This is a genomic window from Paracidovorax oryzae ATCC 19882 (genome assembly GCF_000687165.1).
In the GTDB taxonomy this organism is placed as follows: domain Bacteria; phylum Pseudomonadota; class Gammaproteobacteria; order Burkholderiales; family Burkholderiaceae_C; genus Paracidovorax; species Paracidovorax oryzae.
The window spans coordinates 54,260-71,788 of the sequence record NZ_JMKU01000005.1; the positions used below are offsets into that span (position 1 = coordinate 54,260).

Below are 17,529 nucleotides of genomic sequence, written 5' to 3' on the forward strand. Positions count from 1 at the left end.
CTGGGCGGCAAGCGCCTTGCAGCGCCCCGGGCAGAGCGCCGCAGGCTTCAGGGCAATGTCAGATACCGGGCCGCCGCCAGCAGCGTGATGGCGAGGATGACCAGGAATTCCAGGCGGCTGGGCCTTTCACGCAGCAGCAGGGAGGAAAGCGCCATGGCCATCAACCCCGTCGTGTTCAGGATGGGCCACGCCACGGCGGAGGCTGCACTGGTGATGGCGTAGATGAAAGTCACCTGCGTGGCCACCGTGAGCAGGGCCCGCACGCCGAACAGCACATCCACCGACTGCCGGGGCACCGCCGGGGCCCGCGCCCCCTGCAGGAAGAGCAGGGGCAGCGAAGACCACAGCGCACGCCATGCCATCACGGCCACCGCGAACGCCAGCAGGTTGCCGGAGGTCCGGCCCGGAGGCCCCTCCCCCGCCGGGAACAGCCACGGGGACACGGTCGCCTGCAGCGTCAATGCCGCGCAGACGATCGCCGCGCTCGCGATGAATCCGCGCCGCCTCTCCACGGCGCCGTGCCGCCAGAGCAGGGGCATGCAGGCCACGGTGGTCGCCACGGCGAAGGCATAGGTCTCGGCGCTCCACTCCCCGGTGAGCCACAGGATGCCCAGGGGGATGAACAGGTCGGACAGTTTGCCGGACACGGTCACCTGGTTCACGGTCAGTGCACGGAACGCATGGGAATAGGCATACGCGACGAGCTGGGCCAGCCCGCTGAAGACGACCGCCTTCCAGTCCAGCAGCCAGCCCAGCGGCGTCCCCCAGGACCGCAGGTACACCGCTGCGGCGCACAGCAGCAGGAGCGCGGGCAGTGCGTTGTTGAGGAAATTGACCCGGACGATCGACAGGCCCTTGCGTCCGATCTGCTGCCGGTCTATCAGGTTCAGGCTGGCCCTGCACAGGGCGGAGGCCCATGCCACCGCCATGACCTCCTGCGCGGACAAGGTGTTCAATGGACCGCGCCCTGCCGCGAGAAGCGGTTGATCCACAGCTCGGAGATGAATCTCTTCGCATCGTCGCCCAGCTCCACCACCCGGTCCCGCGGGGCGTCGCCGATCCTGGAGAGCGCGAAAAGCAGTTCGGCCTGCACGAGGTCGATGAAGGGCCCGACCACGCCTCCGTGCATGAAATTGGCCGACTTGCCCTCGTTGCAGAGGAAGAACCGGTTGCCCTGCGCATTCACCTGCAGCACGTGCCGGTGTCCGCCGGGGCTCGCGCAGTCGATCATGGCCTGGTGGTTCTCGATCTCGTCATCGGCCGACGTGGCCGTGAAGATGTAGGCATTGCGCCGGATGGCGCCCAGGTCGGACGTGCCGATGGACCGGTTGCCGGTCGCACAGAAAACGAGTTCCGACGACCTCAAAAGCTCGTGCTTCGGCCCGGTGTGGTACCCATGCGCCAGCGCCAGCACCTGGCGGACCGGGTTCGTGTCGTACACATCGACGCGGACGCCCTTGGCATGCAGGTGCCGGGCAATGCTCGATCCGATCTTCCCGTAGCCCAGTACCAGCGCCCTGCGGCCGGTCAGGATGTTCCCCAGTTCCCGCAGCAGGGCCTCGGCGGAGAACGTGATGGCCTGGCCCACCAGGAAATCCTCCGGCTCCTTGAGCTTGCTCCTGGCCACGGACATGACGGGACAGGGGAACATGGCGCCCCCTCCCGCCCGGATGCTGCGCAGTGCGGCGTCGTACTTCTGGTGTCCGTTCTCGGTGTCCTCCACGATGCCGACCAGCTGCGAAGGAAACGCCTTTTTCAGGGCGGCCAGGATGTTCGAGAAATAGCCCCCGGTATCGATGGCCGCGAAGGGCTCTTCCCCGATCAGGCTGCGCAGGTGCGCAATGAAGCCGGGCGCGTTCTGCTGGATCCTGTCCCGCGTGTAGTGGATCACCGGCACGTGCTCCTCGATCACGCGGCAAGTGGGCCCATGCAGCGAACTGGGCTTGGGAATGACCGCCGCCAGGGGCAGGCGCTCGTGGATGCCGAGGACGAAGTTCTCGCTCCCGGGAACAATGTGGGTCACGAGGACCAGCCTGCCCGCACTGCGGGGGATGCTGCTGTCCAGGACCGCCTGGAAGAATGCCTTGGAATCCATGGCGGCTCAGGCGGCCAGGCCGTGGCGGGAAATCTTCTGCCCGATACGGGACAGGCCCCCGACGGACACCGCGGAAATGTCCGTCCACTGGCATTGGTGATTTTCCGCGCTGCGGAGAATCGGTTTCGATTCATCCCTCACCAGCAGGTACCGAAAATCGAAATGCATGTGCGCCGGTTCTCCCTTGGCAGGATTTTCTGGAATGGCATGGATGTCGATATCCAGCGGAATTCCCGCCTTGAAATGCCATGGATGGGCCAGGGTGGCGATGCCCGTTTCTTCCCGGACTTCCCGGATGGCGGCGTCGAGGGGTACCTCGGAGGATTCGACATGGCCACCGGGCTGCAGCCACCGCTTCAGGTAGGGGTGGAACACGAGCAGCACGGCGCCGCGCGATAGGACGATGCCACTGGCGGTCACGTGGCCGGGCGATGCGCTGCGCCGGGTGATGTCCCCGCCCCTGCCCAATTGCTCCGTCAGCGGGATGAGCGCGCCGGATTCCGATGGATATTCGCAAAGATATTCATCGACGATATATCCCAGATCCGAACACGCGCCTTGGCGACCATCGTTTTGCAGCCTCTCGTTCATTGGCAGACCATTTCCACTTCAAGAATAACAATTTGAGCAGCCACGCAATCTAACAGGCTGCAGCGCCAATGCAGCCGGCCGCCATTCATATTGCCGGTAAACAAAATTTATGAAAATGGCCCTTCGCGGCGGCAGCGCCTGCAGTGAGGGCCGAAGACATGCAGCGCCATCACCTCCGGCTCCGCCATCCGGGCCCTTCACGCCGCGGCAACGGCGTTCCGTCGCGTTCTCCTGGCCCGGGCGAAGGGGGTCGCGCACAGTGAAGGCATGGAGAGCATGTCGCATTCTCCGCAGGAGCCCGAACCATGGCCTACACCCCTCATCTTCCCGCGCGCACGCTGCTGCGCACCACCACCTTCTGCGCCGGCGCACTGCTGGCCGCCACGTTCGCCATCGCACAGCCCGCAGCCCCCAGGCCAGAGGGTGCAGGTGCCGCCAGCCAGGCCGGCGCGGCTACACCGGCCGGGCAGCAGGGCCGCACGCGTGCCGAAGTGGTCGCGGAACTGGCCTGCGCCCGGGCCTCCGGCGAACTGGAGTCCATGGCGCTGCAGGGCTATGGCGTCGAGGCCCGCCCCATCGACCGCAGCGTTCCCGAATGCGTGCAGCAGCGCGTGCTCGCCTCGGGGGAAACGGCGCAGCCCCGCTGACCCGGCCCCGCCTGCCGCCCCGCATGACAGGAGCGTCGCGCGCAGGCCGGGCCGGCGGGCCGCTTCAGGCCGGCACCGGCACCAGGAAATCCCGGCTGATGCCCGCTCCCAGGTCGTTCACGCGGTCCAGGAACTGCGTGAGGTAGGCATGCAGTCCGGTGGCCAGGATCTCGTCGATGCGGCCGTAGCGCAGGTCGGCCAGCAGGCGCCCGGCCTTGCGCTGCGTTTCCGCCGACTGGTCGTTGGCGACCACGGCGAGGTTGTCCGCCACCTCGCGCAGGCTGGCGTGCAGCGAGCGCGGCATGTCGGCCCGCAGCATGAGCAGGTCGGCCACGCGCTCGGGCGTGATCACGTCGCGGTACACCTTGCGGTACACCTCGAACGCCGACACGCTGCGCAGGATCGCGCTCCAGTGGTAGAAGTCGAACTCCTGCGGCGACGCCCGGCCGCGCTCGCGCATCGCCGATCCGTGGAAGTCGCTCTGCACGGCATGGAACTTCACGTCCAGCAGCCGCGCCGTGTTGTCGGACCGTTCCAGGAAGGTGCCCAGGCGCAGGAAATGGAAGGCCTCGTCCTGCAGCATGGTGCCCAGCGTCACGCCCCGCGAGAGGTGCGAGCGGTACTTCACCCATTCGAAGAACGCCCCCGGGTCACGCTCGAAATCCCGGCCCTGGAGCTGCCGGTGCAGCTCCAGCCAGGTCTGGTTCTGCGTCTCCCAGATCTCGGTGGTCAGCGCGCCGCGCACGGCACGCGCATTCTCGCGGGCCGCGCGCAGGCACGAGAGGATGGACGATGGATTGTTCCCATCGCGCACCATGAACTCCAGCACCCCTTCGCGCGTGACCTCGCCATGGCGCGCGGTATAGGCCGGGATCAGCTCGCTGATCGACAGCAGGCCCAGCCAGCTTTCCTGCGCCACGTCGGCCGATTGCGGCAGCAGCGAGGTCTCGTAGCTGACGTTCAGCATGCGGGCGGTGTTTTCTGCCCGCTCGGTGTAGCGGGACATCCAGAACAGATGATCGGCAGTGCGGCTCAGCATGCGTCCTCCCCGGGCAGAAAACCCCGCACGCGCTGCGCGCGCAGGCAGTATTTTTGCGAATGCGCGCCTGCGGCACGCGTTTCTGCCCGCTCGGTGTAGCGGGACATCCAGAACAGATGATCGGCAGTACGGCTCAGCATCTCATTTCCCTCCCATCGACTGCGACATGGCCATGGCGCCCATGGACTGCGACAGGCCCGTGGCGGGTGTGCCGTTGGCATCGCCGTCGCCCAGCACCCAGGTGTCCTTGGTGCCGCCGCCCTGCGATGAATTGACGACCAGCGAGCCCTCCTTCAGCGCCACGCGCGTGAGGCCGCCGGCCACCATCTGCACCTTCTGGCCCGAGAGCACGAAAGGCCGCAGGTCGATGTGGCGCGGGGCGATGCCCGATTCCACGTAGGTGGGGCAACTCGAGAGCGACAGCGTGGGCTGGGCGATGTAGCCCGCCGGGTTGGCCAGCAGCGCGCCGCGGAACTCCTCGATTTCCGCCTTGGTCGCGGCGGGGCCGATCAGCATGCCGTAGCCGCCTGCGCCGTGCACTTCCTTCACGACCAGCTCGTGCAGGTGGTCCAACACGTACCGCAGGTCGTCCTGCTTGCGGCACATCCAGGTGGGCACGTTCGCGAGGATGGGCTCTTCGCCCAGGTAGAAGCGGATCATCTCCGGCACGTACGGATAGACGGACTTGTCGTCCGCGATGCCCGTGCCCACGGCGTTGCAGATCGCCACGTTGCCCGCGCGGTACGCGGCCATGAGGCCGGCGCAGCCCAGCGTGGACGTGGGGCGGAACACCTGCGGATCGAGGAAGTCGTCGTCCACGCGGCGGTAGATCACATCCACGCGCTGCAGCCCGCGGGTGGTGCGCATGTAGACGAAGTTGTCCTTGACCACCAGGTCCTGGCCCTCGACCAGCTCCACGCCCATCTGCTGCGCGAGGAAGGCGTGCTCGAAGTACGCACTGTTGTACATGCCGGGCGTGAGCACCACCACCGTGGGCTCGGCCGCGCCGGCCGGGGCGCTGGCACGCAGCGTGTCCAGCAGCAGGTCGGGGTAGTGGGCCACGGGCGCCACGCGGTGGTTGCGGAACAGCTCGGGGAAGAGCCGCATCATCATCTTGCGGTTCTCCAGCATGTACGACACGCCCGAGGGCACGCGCAGGTTGTCCTCCAGCACGTAGTAGATGCCGTTGCCCTGCCCGTCCGGCGCGCGCACGATGTCGATGCCGGCGATGTGGGCGTACACGTCGCGCGGCACGTCCACACCGGTCATCTCGGGGCGGAACTGCGCATTGCCCACGATCAGGTCCGACGGCACGATGCCCGCGCGCAGGATGTCCTGGCCATGGTAGATGTCGTGGATGAAGCGGTTGAGCGCCGTCACCCGCTGCACGAGCCCCTGCTGCATGCGCGCCCACTCGTGGGCGGGAATGATGCGGGGGATCAGGTCGAAGGGAATGAGCCGCTCGGTGCCGGCCCCGTCCTCGTCCTTGGCGCCATAGACCGCGAAGGTGATGCCCACGCGGCGGAAGATCATCTCGGCCTCGGCGCGGCGCGCCTGCATCGCCTCGGCCGGCTGGCGCGACAGCCACTGGCCGTAGCGCTGGTAGTGGGGGCGCACATCGCTGCCGTCGAAGGGCAGCATCTCGTACATCTCGTCGAACTTCTGCATCAGTGGTGCCTCCTGCAGCCAGCATAGCAAGTTGCAAGCCTGCTCGGCCGCTGGAGGCGCCCGCAGGGGGCGGGGCGTGGCCGGATTCCGCGGTCAGAAGGGATCCGCCACCTCCACGGCGGCTGCGGCCGAGGCCGCGGAAGGCGGCGCATGGTGCCAGTAGCGCCGCGTGGCATCGCGCTCGCAGCGCCAGCGCAGCGGCCGCGCGGATTGCCAGGACCACGCGCCGCAGGAGGGCGAATCCACCAGCCGCGCCCCGCGCTCCGCATAGCGCCCCAGCACGTCGGGCGCCGGGTGCCCGTAGCGGTTGCGGTGGCCCGCCTGCACCACGGCGGTGCGCGGCCGCACGGCGTCCAGCAGCGCCGGGCTGGAGGAGGTGCGGCTGCCGTGGTGGGGCACCAGCAGCACGTCGGCCGGCAGCAGTGCGCCCCGCGCGGCCAGGGCGGCCTCTTGCGCCCGGCCGATGTCGCCGGCCAGCAGTGCCGACGCGCCGGGCGCCGAGATGCGCAGCACGCAACTCACCGCATTGCTCCGGTCCTCGGGGCCGGCCGATGTGCCCGATGCGCCCGCCCCCGCTCCGCTGCCCTCCAGTGCGCCCGGCGATGGATGCAGCACCTCGAAGCGCACCCCGTCCCATGTCCACTGCCGGCCCGCCTCGCAGCGGGTGATGGTGCGCGCGCCCTGCGCCTCCAGCGGATGGCCGGGCTCCAGCGCCCCCCACAGGTCCGCGCCCGGGTGCGCGGCCAGCACCGCCGCGGCACCGCCCGTGTGGTCGGTATCGCGGTGGCTGAGCATCACCCGGTCCAGCCGCTCGCCGCCCGCGCTCAGCAGTGGCACCAGGACCCGGTCGCCGGCATCGCTCTGTGGGCCGTAGCGCGGCCCCGCGTCGTACAGCAGCGCATGGCCGGCCGTGCGCACCAGCACCGCGCTGCCCTGGCCCACGTCGGGAGCCAGCAGTTCGAACTGCCCGGCCACGGGCCGCGCCGGATGCCACCACAGCACCGGCAGCAGCAGCGGCAGGCCCATCAGGCGCAGCGCCCAGGGCAGGCGCATCACCAGCAGCACGCCGCCCGCCATGCCGGCCACGCCTGCCCACAACGGCGCCGCCGGCAGCGACAGCGTGGCCCAGGGCCAGGCCGCCAGCCACTGCAGCCCTTCCGCGAAGGGCCGCAGGCAGGCCGCCGCAGCAGACCACAGCGGCGCCCACAGCACGCCCAGCAGCGCCAGCGGCGTGACGACCAGCGTCATCCACGGGATGGCCGCCAGGTTCGCCACGAAGCCCACCACCGAGACCTGCCCGAACAGCAGCACCGTGAGCGGCGTCAGCGCCATCGTCACCACCCACTGTTCTCGCAACAGGGCCAGCACGCGTGCGCGCAGGCGCCCGGATGCGCGGGAGGCCGGCATCACCTCGGGCGGCGTGGCCGCGTCGGAGGCGAACAGCACGCCCACCGCCACGAAGCTGAGCCAGAAGCCCGCCTGCAGCAGCGCCCACGGATCGGCAGCCACCACCGCCGCGCAGGCCAGCAGCCAGACCTGCGGCCAGGGCCAGCGCCGCCCCGAGAGCCGCAGCGCGCCCACCACCGCCAGCATGCACACCGTGCGCTGCGCCGGCACCGCCCAGCCGCTGAACAGCGCATACGCAGCCGCCAGCAGCACCCCGCCCGCCAGCCCTGCCCAGGGCGCCGGCACGGCCAGGCACAGCAGCGCCGAGCGCCGCCACAGCCAGCCCACCACCGCCGCGGCGACCCAGGCGAACAGGGTGATGTGCAACCCGGAAATGCTCACCAGATGCGCCACGCCCGTCGCGCGGAACACGTCCCAGTCCGCCCGGTCGATCGCGCGCTGGTCACCCGTCACCAGGGCCGCCACCACGCCCGCGGCACGCCGCCGGGCCAGGTCCTGCGGATCGGCGTCCGCCCCGGCCACCTGCGGCGGCGCCAGCCGGGCGAGGATGGCATCGCGCACCCGCTGCCGCGCCTGCTCCACCGGGTGCCGCCACCAGGGCGCGGCCTCCAGCCGCACCGGCCGCTCGGCGCGGGCGCCCGCCTGCACGGAGCCCGTGGCCTGCACGCCCTGCTCCCACAGCCAGAGCTCGGCATCGAAGCCGCCCGGATTGCGCAGGCCGTGCGGGGCATTCAAGCGCACCGTCATCTCCCACCGCTCGCCCACGTGGACGGCAGGCACGGGCGCAGGGGCAGGCGACGGCGAGGAAGAAGACGATGCCGGTGCCGCGTCCGGCATGCCCGCGGATGCGGATGCGGCCCGGGCCTTCGTCCGGGGGCCGTCCGCCTGGCGCGCGAACCAGGGCGCCCCGGAAGACCACGACACATCGACCAGCGGAGGCAGCCGCACGGGCCGGCCGGGCGCATGGCGTGCGCCGGCACCGCCCCCCGCCTCCGGGCGGTCCTTCCGTCCGCTGCGCTGCGGGCGGCCTCCCCCGGAACGCGGCCGGCCGCCACCCTGCTCCGTGTACCAGGCCGACTCCACCTCCAGCCGCAGGCGCACGCCCGCGTCGGTGGGTTGCGGCATCGCCGCCACCACGGCGACGATGCGCAGGTCGCGCCCCTCCAGGGCCGGGTCCAGCGCATCCGACAGGTAGGCGCCCGCGCGCAAGCCGCAGACCGCGAAGGCCGCCAGCGCCGTGGCACAGAAGGCCAGCCATCGTGGAGCGGAAACCGGCAATGCACGGGCCACCGGGCCGCACCGCCGCCGGCCCAGGCGCCGGGCCAGCACCCACACGGCCACGCCCGCCAGCAGCAGTGCCGCATACACGCGCACCGGCCAGAGCGCAGGCTGCATGAGCTGCAGCAACGCACCGGCAATGCTGCCCAGCAGCAGCGCGGGCCAGAGCCAGCCGCCAGCCTCGATGAGGGCGCTCGATGGCGGGGCGGGGAGAGACGGAGGGACGGGCGGCGTGGCGGAGGAAGCGGGCCGGCTCATGGGGCCTGATGCTAGGGCTGGCGACAGGCCGCGGACCGCGAGAAAAAGGCATGCAAGGCATGCCGATCCGTGAGGCAAGGGCGCCGGTCGACCTCGACGCTCCACAGGCAGCCGTCATCGAAGAAGGTGAAGCCGAAGAAGGTGAAGCGCACCGTCCGGGGAGGCGCGAAGCGCCTTCCCGATCTTGTCGGCGTCCACGAAGGCGCCGATCCACCGGGGCTTTAACTCGGACTGCAGGGTGCTCTTGCCGAATCCGTTCGGCCCCGCGTGGACGCGCAGGCGCGGCTGGGTGGGCTGGGCCAGGGCAGGCCTGGCCGCCCGCCCGGCAGGTCTTTGACCAGGGCCCGTTCCACCCGGCGCAGAATGGCCCACGGGGAGGCATCCCGCCGCCCGCCATCCCAGGAGAATCTCCGTGAAGATCGAAGGCCAATGCCACTGCGGCGCGGTGGCCTACGAAGCCGAGGTGCAGCCGGGCAGCATGACGGTCTGCCACTGCAACGACTGCCAGACCCACTCGGGCTCCGCGTTCCGCGCCAACATTCCCGCGCCGGCCTCCGGCTTCCGGCTGACGCGGGGCATGCCGCGCACCTACGTGAAAACCGCCGACAGCGGGGCCAGGCGCCTGCTCGCGTTCTGCGAACACTGCGGCACGCCGCTGTACGCCTGCGCGGAAGAAAACCCGGCGGCCTATTCGCTGCGGATCGGCGCCATCCTGCAGCGGCACGCACTGGGCGCCCCGAAAAGACAGATCTGGACCCGGCGGCGCCTGGCCTGGGTGCCGTCTCCCGACGGGGTGGAGAGCTTCGACGGGCAGCCCTGAAGGAGCCGCCGGAGCGCTGTACCATTCCTTCCGCCGCAGGCCCTGGCTGCGCTCCACCGACCGGCACGCGCACGGCCGGCGCCGCTTTTTCCTTCTCAACCCGCTTCCCCATCACCATGAGCATCTACGACAAACTCTCCGCACTGAACATCACGCTCCCGCCCGTCGCCACGCCGGCCGCGGCCTATGTGCCCTACGTGCAGACGGGCAACCTCGTCTTCCTGAGCGGCCATATCGCGCGCAAGGACGGCAAGCCATGGGTCGGCCAGCTCGGCCGCGACGTCGCGACGGAAGACGGCAAGGCCGCGGCACGGGCCGTGGCGATCGACCTGCTGGGCACGCTGCATGCGGCCACGGGCGGCGACCTGAACCGCGTGCAGCGCATCGTGAAGGTGATGAGCCTGGTGAACTCCACGGGCGACTTCACCGAGCAGCACCTGGTGACCAACGGCGCCAGCGAACTGCTGGGCGAAGTGTTCGGCGACAAGGGCAAGCACGCTCGCAGTGCCTTCGGCGTGGCGCAGATCCCCATGGGCGCCTGCGTGGAAATCGAGCTGATCGCCGAGCTGGCCTGAGCGCCGTGGATGCCGTGAGCGCCACCGCAACCCCTTGCGCCGGCCCGCCGCCCGGGGAGCCGCCGCTGGTGCTCTCCATCCAGTCGCACGTCGCCTTCGGGCACGTGGGCAACGATGCGGCCATGCTGCCGCTGCAACTGCTGGGCATCCAGCCGGTGGCGGTGCATACGGTGCAATTCTCCAACCACACGGGCTACGGCGAGTTCAAGGGGCAGGTCTTCCCGCCCGCGCACATCGCCGACGTGCTCGACGGCCTGCGCGCGCGCGGCGTGCTGGCGCGCTGCACGGCAGTGCTCTCGGGCTACCTGGGCGATGCCGGCGTGGGCGAGGCCATCCTGGCCGCGGTGCAGGAGATCCGGGCCGTGCGCCCGGGCCTGCGCTACCTGTGCGACCCGGTGATGGGCGACGTGGGCCGGGGCGTGTTCGTGCGCCCGGGCATCCCGGAATTCCTGCGCCGCCGCGCGCTGGCGCAGGCCAGCATCATCACGCCCAACCAGTACGAGTTCGAACTGCTGCACGGTGCGCCGCTGGGCTCGGTGGACGAAGCGGTGGCCGCCGCGCGTGCACTGCTGGGCGATGCCGCCGGCACGGGCCCCTCGCTCATCGTGGTGACCAGCCTGCGCACGCCGGACGTGCCGGACGACCGGCTGGCCACGCTGGCCGTGACGGCAGAGGCCGCCTGGCTGGTGCGCACGCCGTTCATCGACCTGCAGCCCCTGCCCAACGGCATGGGCGACGTGTTCTCGGCCGTGCTGCTGGGCCACCTGCTGCGCGGCGCGGCCACGCCGGACGCGGTATCGAGCGCGGTCAGCAGCCTGTATGCGCTGGTGTCGCGCACCGCGCCGGGCCAGCGCGACCTGCCCCTGGTGGCCTGCCGCGAGCAGATCGCGCAGCCGTCGGAGCGTTTCGCCGCCGAGGCGGTGGGCCCTCCGGCGCAGTCCTGAAGCGAAATCCGGGCCGCGACCGGATCAGGCTGCCAGCCTGCGCGGCTCGCCCCGCGCGGGCTGCGGCAGTGCAGCGCCGGCAGCGCCCGGCAGGGCGCGCAGCTTGAACACCGACACCGTGCGCGCCAGTTGCTCCGCCTGCTCGCGCAGGCTCTGGGCCGCGGCCGCGCTTTCCTCCACCAGCGCGGCGTTCTGCTGCGTCATCTGGTCCAGCCGCCCCACGGACTCGTTCACCTGCCCGATGCCGGCGCTCTGCTCGGAGGCCGCGGCAGTAATCTCTCCGATCATGTCGTTCACGTGCTGCACAGAGCGCACGATGTCCTGCATGGTGGCGCCGGCATCCTGCACCAGCCGGCTGCCCGCCTCCACCCGCTCCACCGAGGTCCCGATCAGTTGCTTGATCTCCCGTGCGGCAGTGGCGCTGCGCTGCGCCAGGGCGCGCACCTCGCCCGCCACCACCGCGAAGCCCCGGCCCTGCTCACCCGCGCGGGCGGCTTCCACGGCCGCGTTCAGGGCCAGGATGTTGGTCTGGAAGGCGATGCCGTCGATCACGCCGATGATGTCGGCGATGCGGCGGCTGCTCTGGTGGATGTCATCCATGGTGGAGACCACCTGGGTGACCACGTCGCCGCCGCGCTGCGCCACGCTGCGGGCACTGGCCGCCAGCCCGCTGGCCTGCTGCGCGCTGCCCGCGCTCTGCTGCAGGGTGCTGGTGAACTGCTCCATGGCCGCGGCCGTCTCCTGCAGGCTGCTGGAAGCCTGCTCGGTGCGCACGGACAGGTCCTGGTTGCCCGTGGCGATCTCGGCGCTGGCGATGGCGATGCTGTCGGTGCTCTGGCGCACCTGCCGCACCACGCCCGAAAGCGATTCGCCCATGGCACCGAGCGATCGCAGCAGCTCGCCGAATTCGTCGCCGCGGCCCAGCGGCACGGGCGAGGCCAGGTCCCCCTCCGCGATGCGGGCCGCCACGGCATTGGCCTCGGCCAGCGGCTTCTGGATGCCGCGGATCAGCACCACGCTGCCCGCCACGATGCCGGCGAACAGCAGCGCCATGCCCGCGGCCGCCCCCAGCAGGATGCGCCGCAGCGACGCGGCCGTCCGGTCGCGCAACGCGTCGGCGGCCTCGGCCTGCGACTGCGCGAAGTCCCGCAGGAGCTGGAGGTAGGTCGCCACGGCAGGCTGGTAGCGCTGCAGCACCAGCGCGCGGGCCTCGTCACGCTGGCCGGCGGCAGACAGCCTGCCGGCCTCGCCGCGCAGGTCCAGCGTGGCCTGGCGCGCCGCGGCGATCTTCGCCATCTGCGCCTTGTCCTGCGCGGCAAGGTCCATGCCGGCGAGCACCTTCTGGGTTTCTGAAATGCGCGCGGACGTGGCAGCGACCGGCTCCTTGAACTGCGCCTCCAGCAGGGGATCGGCAGTGAGCGCCACCGCCAGGGTGCGCGCCGCGTTGGTTTCCGTCAGCCCGGCCCAGCGCAGGGCTGCCTGGGTGCGCTGCTCCATCTCGTCGCGCGCGGCCTCGGCCTGGGCCTGCTCGCGCTGGTAGCGCGCACCGGCCACGCCGAGTACCGCGGACAGCATGGCCACCAGCAGGGCGACGGCGATCCAGAGCTTGTGGACGACCCGCAGTGATCGTTGCATGGCGGACTCCTTTGTCATGCCGGGGGGGCCGCGCCCACCCTCGTCGGCTGAAGCCATCGTGCATGAAGCTGCGTCCGGGGCGCTCGGTGTTTACACCAGAGCCGGGCGGAACCACCCGCCAGATTCAGAAGGTTTCCCAGTCGTCGTCGCTCTGGCTGGCCTTGCGCGGCGGCGCAGGGGGCTGCGGCGCGGGTGCCTGCGCCGCGGATGCCGCTGGTGCCGGGCGGCCGCCGGGCAGTGCGGGCGCCTTGCCGGCAGCCGGCCTGGCGACGGCCGGCGTGCGCGGCCGGGCGGGTGCCGCGACCGCAGGGCGCGAGGATGCCGGAGCTGCTGCCGGAGGGAAAGCGGGCGCCGGCGCCGCCCTGGCGGCAGGTGGCGGAACGGGCACGGAGGCGGCGGGAATCCCGGTCACGCTGCCGTCCCGCATGCGGAATGCCGCCACCACTTCGGCCAGCATGGCCGCCTGCGTCTTGAGCGAGCCGGTGGCGGCCGCGGCCTCCTCGACCAGTGCGGCGTTCTGCTGCGTCACCTGGTCCATCTGCCCGATGGCCTGGCTCACCTGCTCGATACCCGTGCTCTGCTCCGCGCTCGCGGCGCTGATCTCGCCCATGATGTCGGCCACGCGCCGGATGCTGTCCACCACGGACTCCATGGTGCGCCCCGCCTGCGCGACCTGCTGGGAGCCCTCGTCCACCTTGGCCACGGAATCACCGATCAGCGCCTTGATGTCCTTGGCGGCTTCGGCGCTGCGCCCCGCGAGTGCGCGCACTTCGCCGGCCACGACCGCGAAGCCGCGGCCCTGCTCGCCGGCCCGCGCGGCCTCCACGGCCGCGTTCAGCGCGAGGATGTTCGTCTGGAAGGCAATGCCGTCGATCACGCCGATGATGTCGGCGATGCGGCGCGAGGACGCATCGATGGCACCCATGGTCTGCACCACGCCGGCCACCACCTGCCCGCCCTCGCCCGCCACCTGCGAGGCATGGGCCGCGAGCTGGTTGGCCTGCCGGGCGCTGTCGGCGTTCTGCCGCACTGCGCTGGTGAGCTGTTCGATGGAGGCGGCCGTCTGCTGCAGGGCGCTCGCCTGCCGCTCGGTGCGCGCGGACAGGTCCTGGTTGCCCGCATCGATTTCCCGCGCGGCGATGGCGATGCTATCGGCCCCCTGGCGCACGCGGCCCGTGACCTGGGCGAGGTTGTCGTTCATCTGGCGCAGGGCATCCAGCATCTGCCCGGTCTCGTCGCGCCCGCCCATGGTGATATGGCTCGTGAGATCGTTGTCCGCCACGGCACGCGCGACACGCACCGCCTCGCCGAGCGGGCGCGTGATGCCGCGCGTGATCCACCAGCCCAGGCCCGCCCCCAGGATCAGGGCCAGCACGGTGGAGACCGCCACGGCGATGCGGGTCTCCGCGTAGCCGGATTCCACCCCCCCGAGGGCGGCGTCGATGTTCTCCCGCTGCATGTTCAGCAGCTTCTGGACCGTGTCGAGGAACTGGGTGGTGATGGGCTGGAATTCCTGGGTGAAAAGGCGCTGCGCGTCTTCCACCCGGCCCTCGCGCTTGGCCTTGTATATCGCATCGCGGCTTGCCAGGTAATTCGTGCGTGCCTTCTGGATGTCGGCCATCGAGGCCTTCTCCTGCTCCGTCTGCAAAAGCGCCTCGATGCGCTTGAGCATGTCCGCAGACTGCCGCGAAGACGCCGCTGCCTCCTCCGCGAAAGCGTCGTTCAGAGAAGTATCGCTGCTGCGGGCCACGGCCTTGGTCCGCTGCACGCTCGTATGGATGTTGCGGGCCCAGTCGCTGATCAGCCGTTCCTTGACCAGCGATTCCGAAGCGACGCCCTTCACGGAACGGACCATCGCCCCCATATTGGTCAGTCCCAGCATGTTCATGAGGAACATGACGAGCAGGATGAGCGCGAATCCCAGCGCGAGGCGGGTGGATATTTTCAGATCTTTCACGGTAGGTGCTCCTGGCGCGCATCAAGACAATGCACGGCCCGGCAGCCGACGCCTCCTGTGGCCGTGCGGGCAGATAGTGCATTGATACAAGCCGAAACACCACTCCGCATAAACACCATATTCCTGTCGCGATGCGGCGGCGCAACAAAAAAGGGCCGCCATGCCCTGGCGGCCCTCCGGCAAGCGGTTCAGCGGAGCTTTACTCGACGCGCTGCACGGCGTTGGGCTTGAAGCCCAGGTCCGCCGCACGGCCCTTGCGCCCGCGCGGGAAGCGCGCATTGTTGAGGCTGCGGATCTCCAGCGTCTCGTCGCGCTCCTTGCCGCCCCGGCCCACGCCTGCGATGCGCACGCTGCGCGTGTAAGCCGCCGCACCCGCCAGCGTGTCCTTGGGCTCGAGGTCGATGAGCATCAGGCCGCGGCCGCCATTGGCCATCTGCTTGAGCTCGGTGATCTCGAACGTCAGGATGCGCCCGCCCGCCGAGGCGCAGCACACATGGGTCGCCGGAGCGAGCGCCTGGCTGCCGCTGGTGAACGCCGCGTGCGACGGCCGGCAGAGCTGCTCGCCCTCGCCCAGCGAGACGAAGGCCTTGCCGCCGCGGTTGCGCGCCGTCATGTGCTCCACGGCGGCGATGAAGCCGTAGCCGCCCGAACCCGCGAGCAGCAGCGCCGCGTTCGCGGGGCCTGCGAAATAGTGCACCGGCTGCGTGCCGGCCTCCAGGTCGATCAGCGTGGTGATGGGCTGGCCATCGCCGCGCGCGCCGGGCAGTTGCGAGACAGCCACGGAATACACGCGGCCATTGCTGCCGAAGGCGATGAGCGTATCGACGGTGCGGCACTCGAAGGTGCCGTAGAGCGCGTCGCCGGACTTGAAGGCGAAGGTGCCTGCATCGTGGCCATGGCCCTGGCGCGCGCGCACCCAGCCCTTCTGCGAGACGACCACCGTCACGGGCTCGTCGACCACCTTCACCTCGGCCGTGGCGCGCTTGTCGGCCTGGATGAGCGTGCGGCGCGCGTCGGCGAACTGCTTCGCGTCCGCCTCGATCTCCTTGACCATGAGGCGGCGCAGCGATGCGGGGTTCGCGAGAATGTCCTCGAGCTTGCCCTGCTCCTCGCGCAGTTCCTTGAGTTCCTGCTCGATCTTGATGGCTTCGAGCCGCGCGAGCTGGCGCAGGCGGATTTCCAGGATGTCCTCGGCCTGCCGCTCCGACAGGTCGAAGCGCGCCATCAGCGCGGCCTTGGGCTCGTCGCTCGCGCGGATGATGGCGATCACCTCGTCGATGTTGAGCAGCACGGTCTGCCGCCCCTCGAGGATGTGGATGCGGTCCAGCACCTTGGCGAGGCGGTGCTGGCTGCGCCGCGTGATGGTCTGCTGGCGGAAGGCGATCCATTCCTCCAGCATGCGCCGCAGCGACTTCTGCACGGGCTTGCCGTCCAGGCCCACCATGGTCAGGTTGATGGGCGCGGAGGTTTCCAGGCTGGTGTGCGCCAGCAGCGTGGTGATGAGCTCCTGCTGCGGCACCTTGCCCGTCTTGGGCTCGAACACGATGCGCACGGGCGCGTCCTTGCTCGACTCGTCGCGCACCACGTCCAGCACGCCCAGTACCGTGGCCTTGAGCTGCGTCTGCTCCTGCGAGAGCGCCTTCTTGCCGGCCTTCACCTTGGGGTTGGTGAGCTCCTCGATTTCTTCGAGCACCTTCTGCGCGGACACGCCGGGCGGCAGTTCGGTCACCACCATCTGCCATTGCCCGCGCGCCAGGTCCTCGATCTTCCAGCGCGCGCGCACCTTCAGGCTGCCGCGCCCCGTGCGATAGGCGTCCTGGATGTCGCCCGGGCTGCTGATGATCTGGCCGCCGCCCGGATAGTCCGGGCCCGGCACCATCGCGGCGAGTTCCTCGTCGGCGAGCTTCGGGTTTTTCACCAGCGCCACGCAGGCGTCGGCGATCTCACGCAGGTTGTGGCTGGGGATCTCGGTGGCCAGGCCCACGGCGATGCCGCTCGCGCCGTTGAGCAGCGCGAACGGCAGGCGCGCGGGCAGCTGGCGCGGCTCCTCGGTGGAGCCGTCGTAGTTGGGCACGAAGTCCACCGTGCCCTGGTCGATCTCGTCGAGCAGCAGGCTGGCGATGCGCGTGAGCCGCGCCTCGGTGTAGCGCATGGCCGCGGCGCCGTCGCCGTCGCGGCTGCCGAAATTGCCCTGGCCGTCGATGAGCGGATAGCGCTGGCTGAAATCCTGCGCCAGCCGCACCAGAGCGTCGTAGGCCGACTGGTCGCCGTGCGGATGGAAGCGGCCCAGCACGTCGCCCACCACGCGGGCGCTCTTCACCGGCTTGGCCGGCACGTTGCGGGTGGGCCCGCCATAGGCCAGGCCCATGCGCTCCATCGCGAAGAGGATGCGGCGCTGCACCGGCTTCATGCCGTCGCACACATCCGGCAGCGCGCGGCCCTTCACCACGGAGAGCGCGTACTCCAGGTAGGCGCGCTGCGCGTAGCCGGCCAGGCCCAGGTGGTCGCCGGACTCGGGCTGGGAGAAGTCGAGGGTGGGTTGGTCGTTGTCGCTCATGCGTCGGGAAGGATGGAAAGAGGAACGCGGCGGACGGTGCGCCGCGGTGTCGTTCGAA

General features: G+C 70.5%; 14 protein-coding genes. 4 read left to right on the top strand and 10 right to left on the bottom strand.

From position 1 onward, the window contains the following. Window positions 1-47: 47 nt before the first annotated feature. From T336_RS0103760 to T336_RS0103770, 3 genes are read right to left on the bottom strand one after another with little or no spacing between them, the layout of a single operon-like run. Entirely contained in the window at window positions 48-956 is a 909-nt protein-coding gene (locus T336_RS0103760) for a hypothetical protein (RefSeq protein ID WP_225980290.1), read from the bottom strand. Continuing rightward, window positions 953-2,095, bottom strand: a complete 1,143-nt coding sequence (locus tag T336_RS0103765) for an adenosylhomocysteinase (protein ID WP_026431551.1) — start codon at window positions 2,093-2,095, stop codon at window positions 953-955. The genes T336_RS0103760 and T336_RS0103765 overlap by 4 nt, the downstream gene beginning before the upstream one ends. 6 nt (window positions 2,096-2,101) lie before the next feature. Beyond that, entirely contained in the window at window positions 2,102-2,686 is a 585-nt protein-coding gene (locus tag T336_RS0103770; RefSeq protein WP_026431552.1) for an NUDIX hydrolase, read from the bottom strand. A 305-nt stretch (window positions 2,687-2,991) separates the two neighbouring features. Between T336_RS0103770 and T336_RS0103775 the strand changes: the two genes are divergently transcribed. Further along, window positions 2,992-3,333 carry a hypothetical protein gene (locus T336_RS0103775; protein WP_026431553.1) on the top strand — a complete coding sequence of 114 codons (342 nt, stop codon included), beginning with the start codon at window positions 2,992-2,994 and terminating at the stop codon, window positions 3,331-3,333. Between the two features lie 64 nt (window positions 3,334-3,397). Here T336_RS0103775 and T336_RS0103780 read toward each other — a convergent pair whose 3' ends face one another. The 4 genes from T336_RS0103780 to T336_RS0103790 form a co-directional block, all read right to left on the bottom strand. Then, window positions 3,398-4,372 (bottom strand): alpha-E domain-containing protein, encoded by a 975-nt coding sequence (locus tag T336_RS0103780; protein WP_019700779.1) that lies wholly within the window; start codon window positions 4,370-4,372, stop codon window positions 3,398-3,400. Further along, window positions 4,366-4,593, bottom strand: coding sequence for an alpha-E domain-containing protein (locus tag T336_RS27580; protein WP_404821577.1), 228 nt, complete (start codon window positions 4,591-4,593; stop codon window positions 4,366-4,368). The genes T336_RS0103780 and T336_RS27580 overlap by 7 nt, the downstream gene beginning before the upstream one ends. After that, entirely contained in the window at window positions 4,514-6,040 is a 1,527-nt protein-coding gene (locus T336_RS0103785; RefSeq protein WP_026431554.1) for a circularly permuted type 2 ATP-grasp protein, read from the bottom strand. Before T336_RS0103785 ends, T336_RS27580 begins: the two co-directional genes overlap by 80 nt. Before the next feature lie 93 nt (window positions 6,041-6,133). Further along, a complete protein-coding gene (locus T336_RS0103790) occupies window positions 6,134-8,983 on the bottom strand; it encodes a DNA internalization-related competence protein ComEC/Rec2 (RefSeq protein WP_026431555.1) in 2,850 nt (949 codons plus the stop codon). 412 nt (window positions 8,984-9,395) lie between these two features. On the opposite strand from T336_RS0103790, the gene T336_RS0103800 reads away from it, so the two are divergent. From T336_RS0103800 to pdxY, 3 genes are all read left to right on the top strand, one after another. Next, a complete protein-coding gene (locus tag T336_RS0103800) occupies window positions 9,396-9,803 on the top strand; it encodes a GFA family protein (RefSeq protein WP_019700775.1) in 408 nt (135 codons plus the stop codon). Between the two features lie 116 nt (window positions 9,804-9,919). After that, window positions 9,920-10,378, top strand: coding sequence for a RidA family protein (locus T336_RS0103805; protein WP_019700774.1), 459 nt, complete (start codon window positions 9,920-9,922; stop codon window positions 10,376-10,378). 5 nt (window positions 10,379-10,383) lie between these two features. Continuing rightward, window positions 10,384-11,322: a pyridoxal kinase PdxY gene (gene pdxY / locus T336_RS0103810; protein WP_026431556.1), complete on the top strand. Its 939-nt coding sequence runs from the start codon at window positions 10,384-10,386 to the stop codon at window positions 11,320-11,322. Between the two features lie 24 nt (window positions 11,323-11,346). On the opposite strand, the gene T336_RS0103815 is transcribed toward pdxY, so the two are convergent. The 3 genes from T336_RS0103815 to parC all read right to left on the bottom strand — a co-directional run bounded on the left by T336_RS0103815 (window position 11,347) and on the right by parC (window position 17,471). Beyond that, window positions 11,347-12,957 carry a methyl-accepting chemotaxis protein gene (locus tag T336_RS0103815; protein ID WP_026431557.1) on the bottom strand — a complete coding sequence of 537 codons (1,611 nt, stop codon included), beginning with the start codon at window positions 12,955-12,957 and terminating at the stop codon, window positions 11,347-11,349. A 124-nt stretch (window positions 12,958-13,081) separates the two neighbouring features. Then, on the bottom strand, window positions 13,082-14,914 hold the full coding sequence (locus T336_RS0103820) for a methyl-accepting chemotaxis protein (RefSeq protein ID WP_026431558.1): 1,833 nt from the start codon (window positions 14,912-14,914) through the stop codon (window positions 13,082-13,084). A 199-nt stretch (window positions 14,915-15,113) separates the two neighbouring features. Beyond that, on the bottom strand, window positions 15,114-17,471 hold the full coding sequence (parC, locus tag T336_RS0103825; protein ID WP_026431559.1) for a DNA topoisomerase IV subunit A: 2,358 nt from the start codon (window positions 17,469-17,471) through the stop codon (window positions 15,114-15,116). Between the last annotated feature and the right edge of the window lie 58 nt (window positions 17,472-17,529).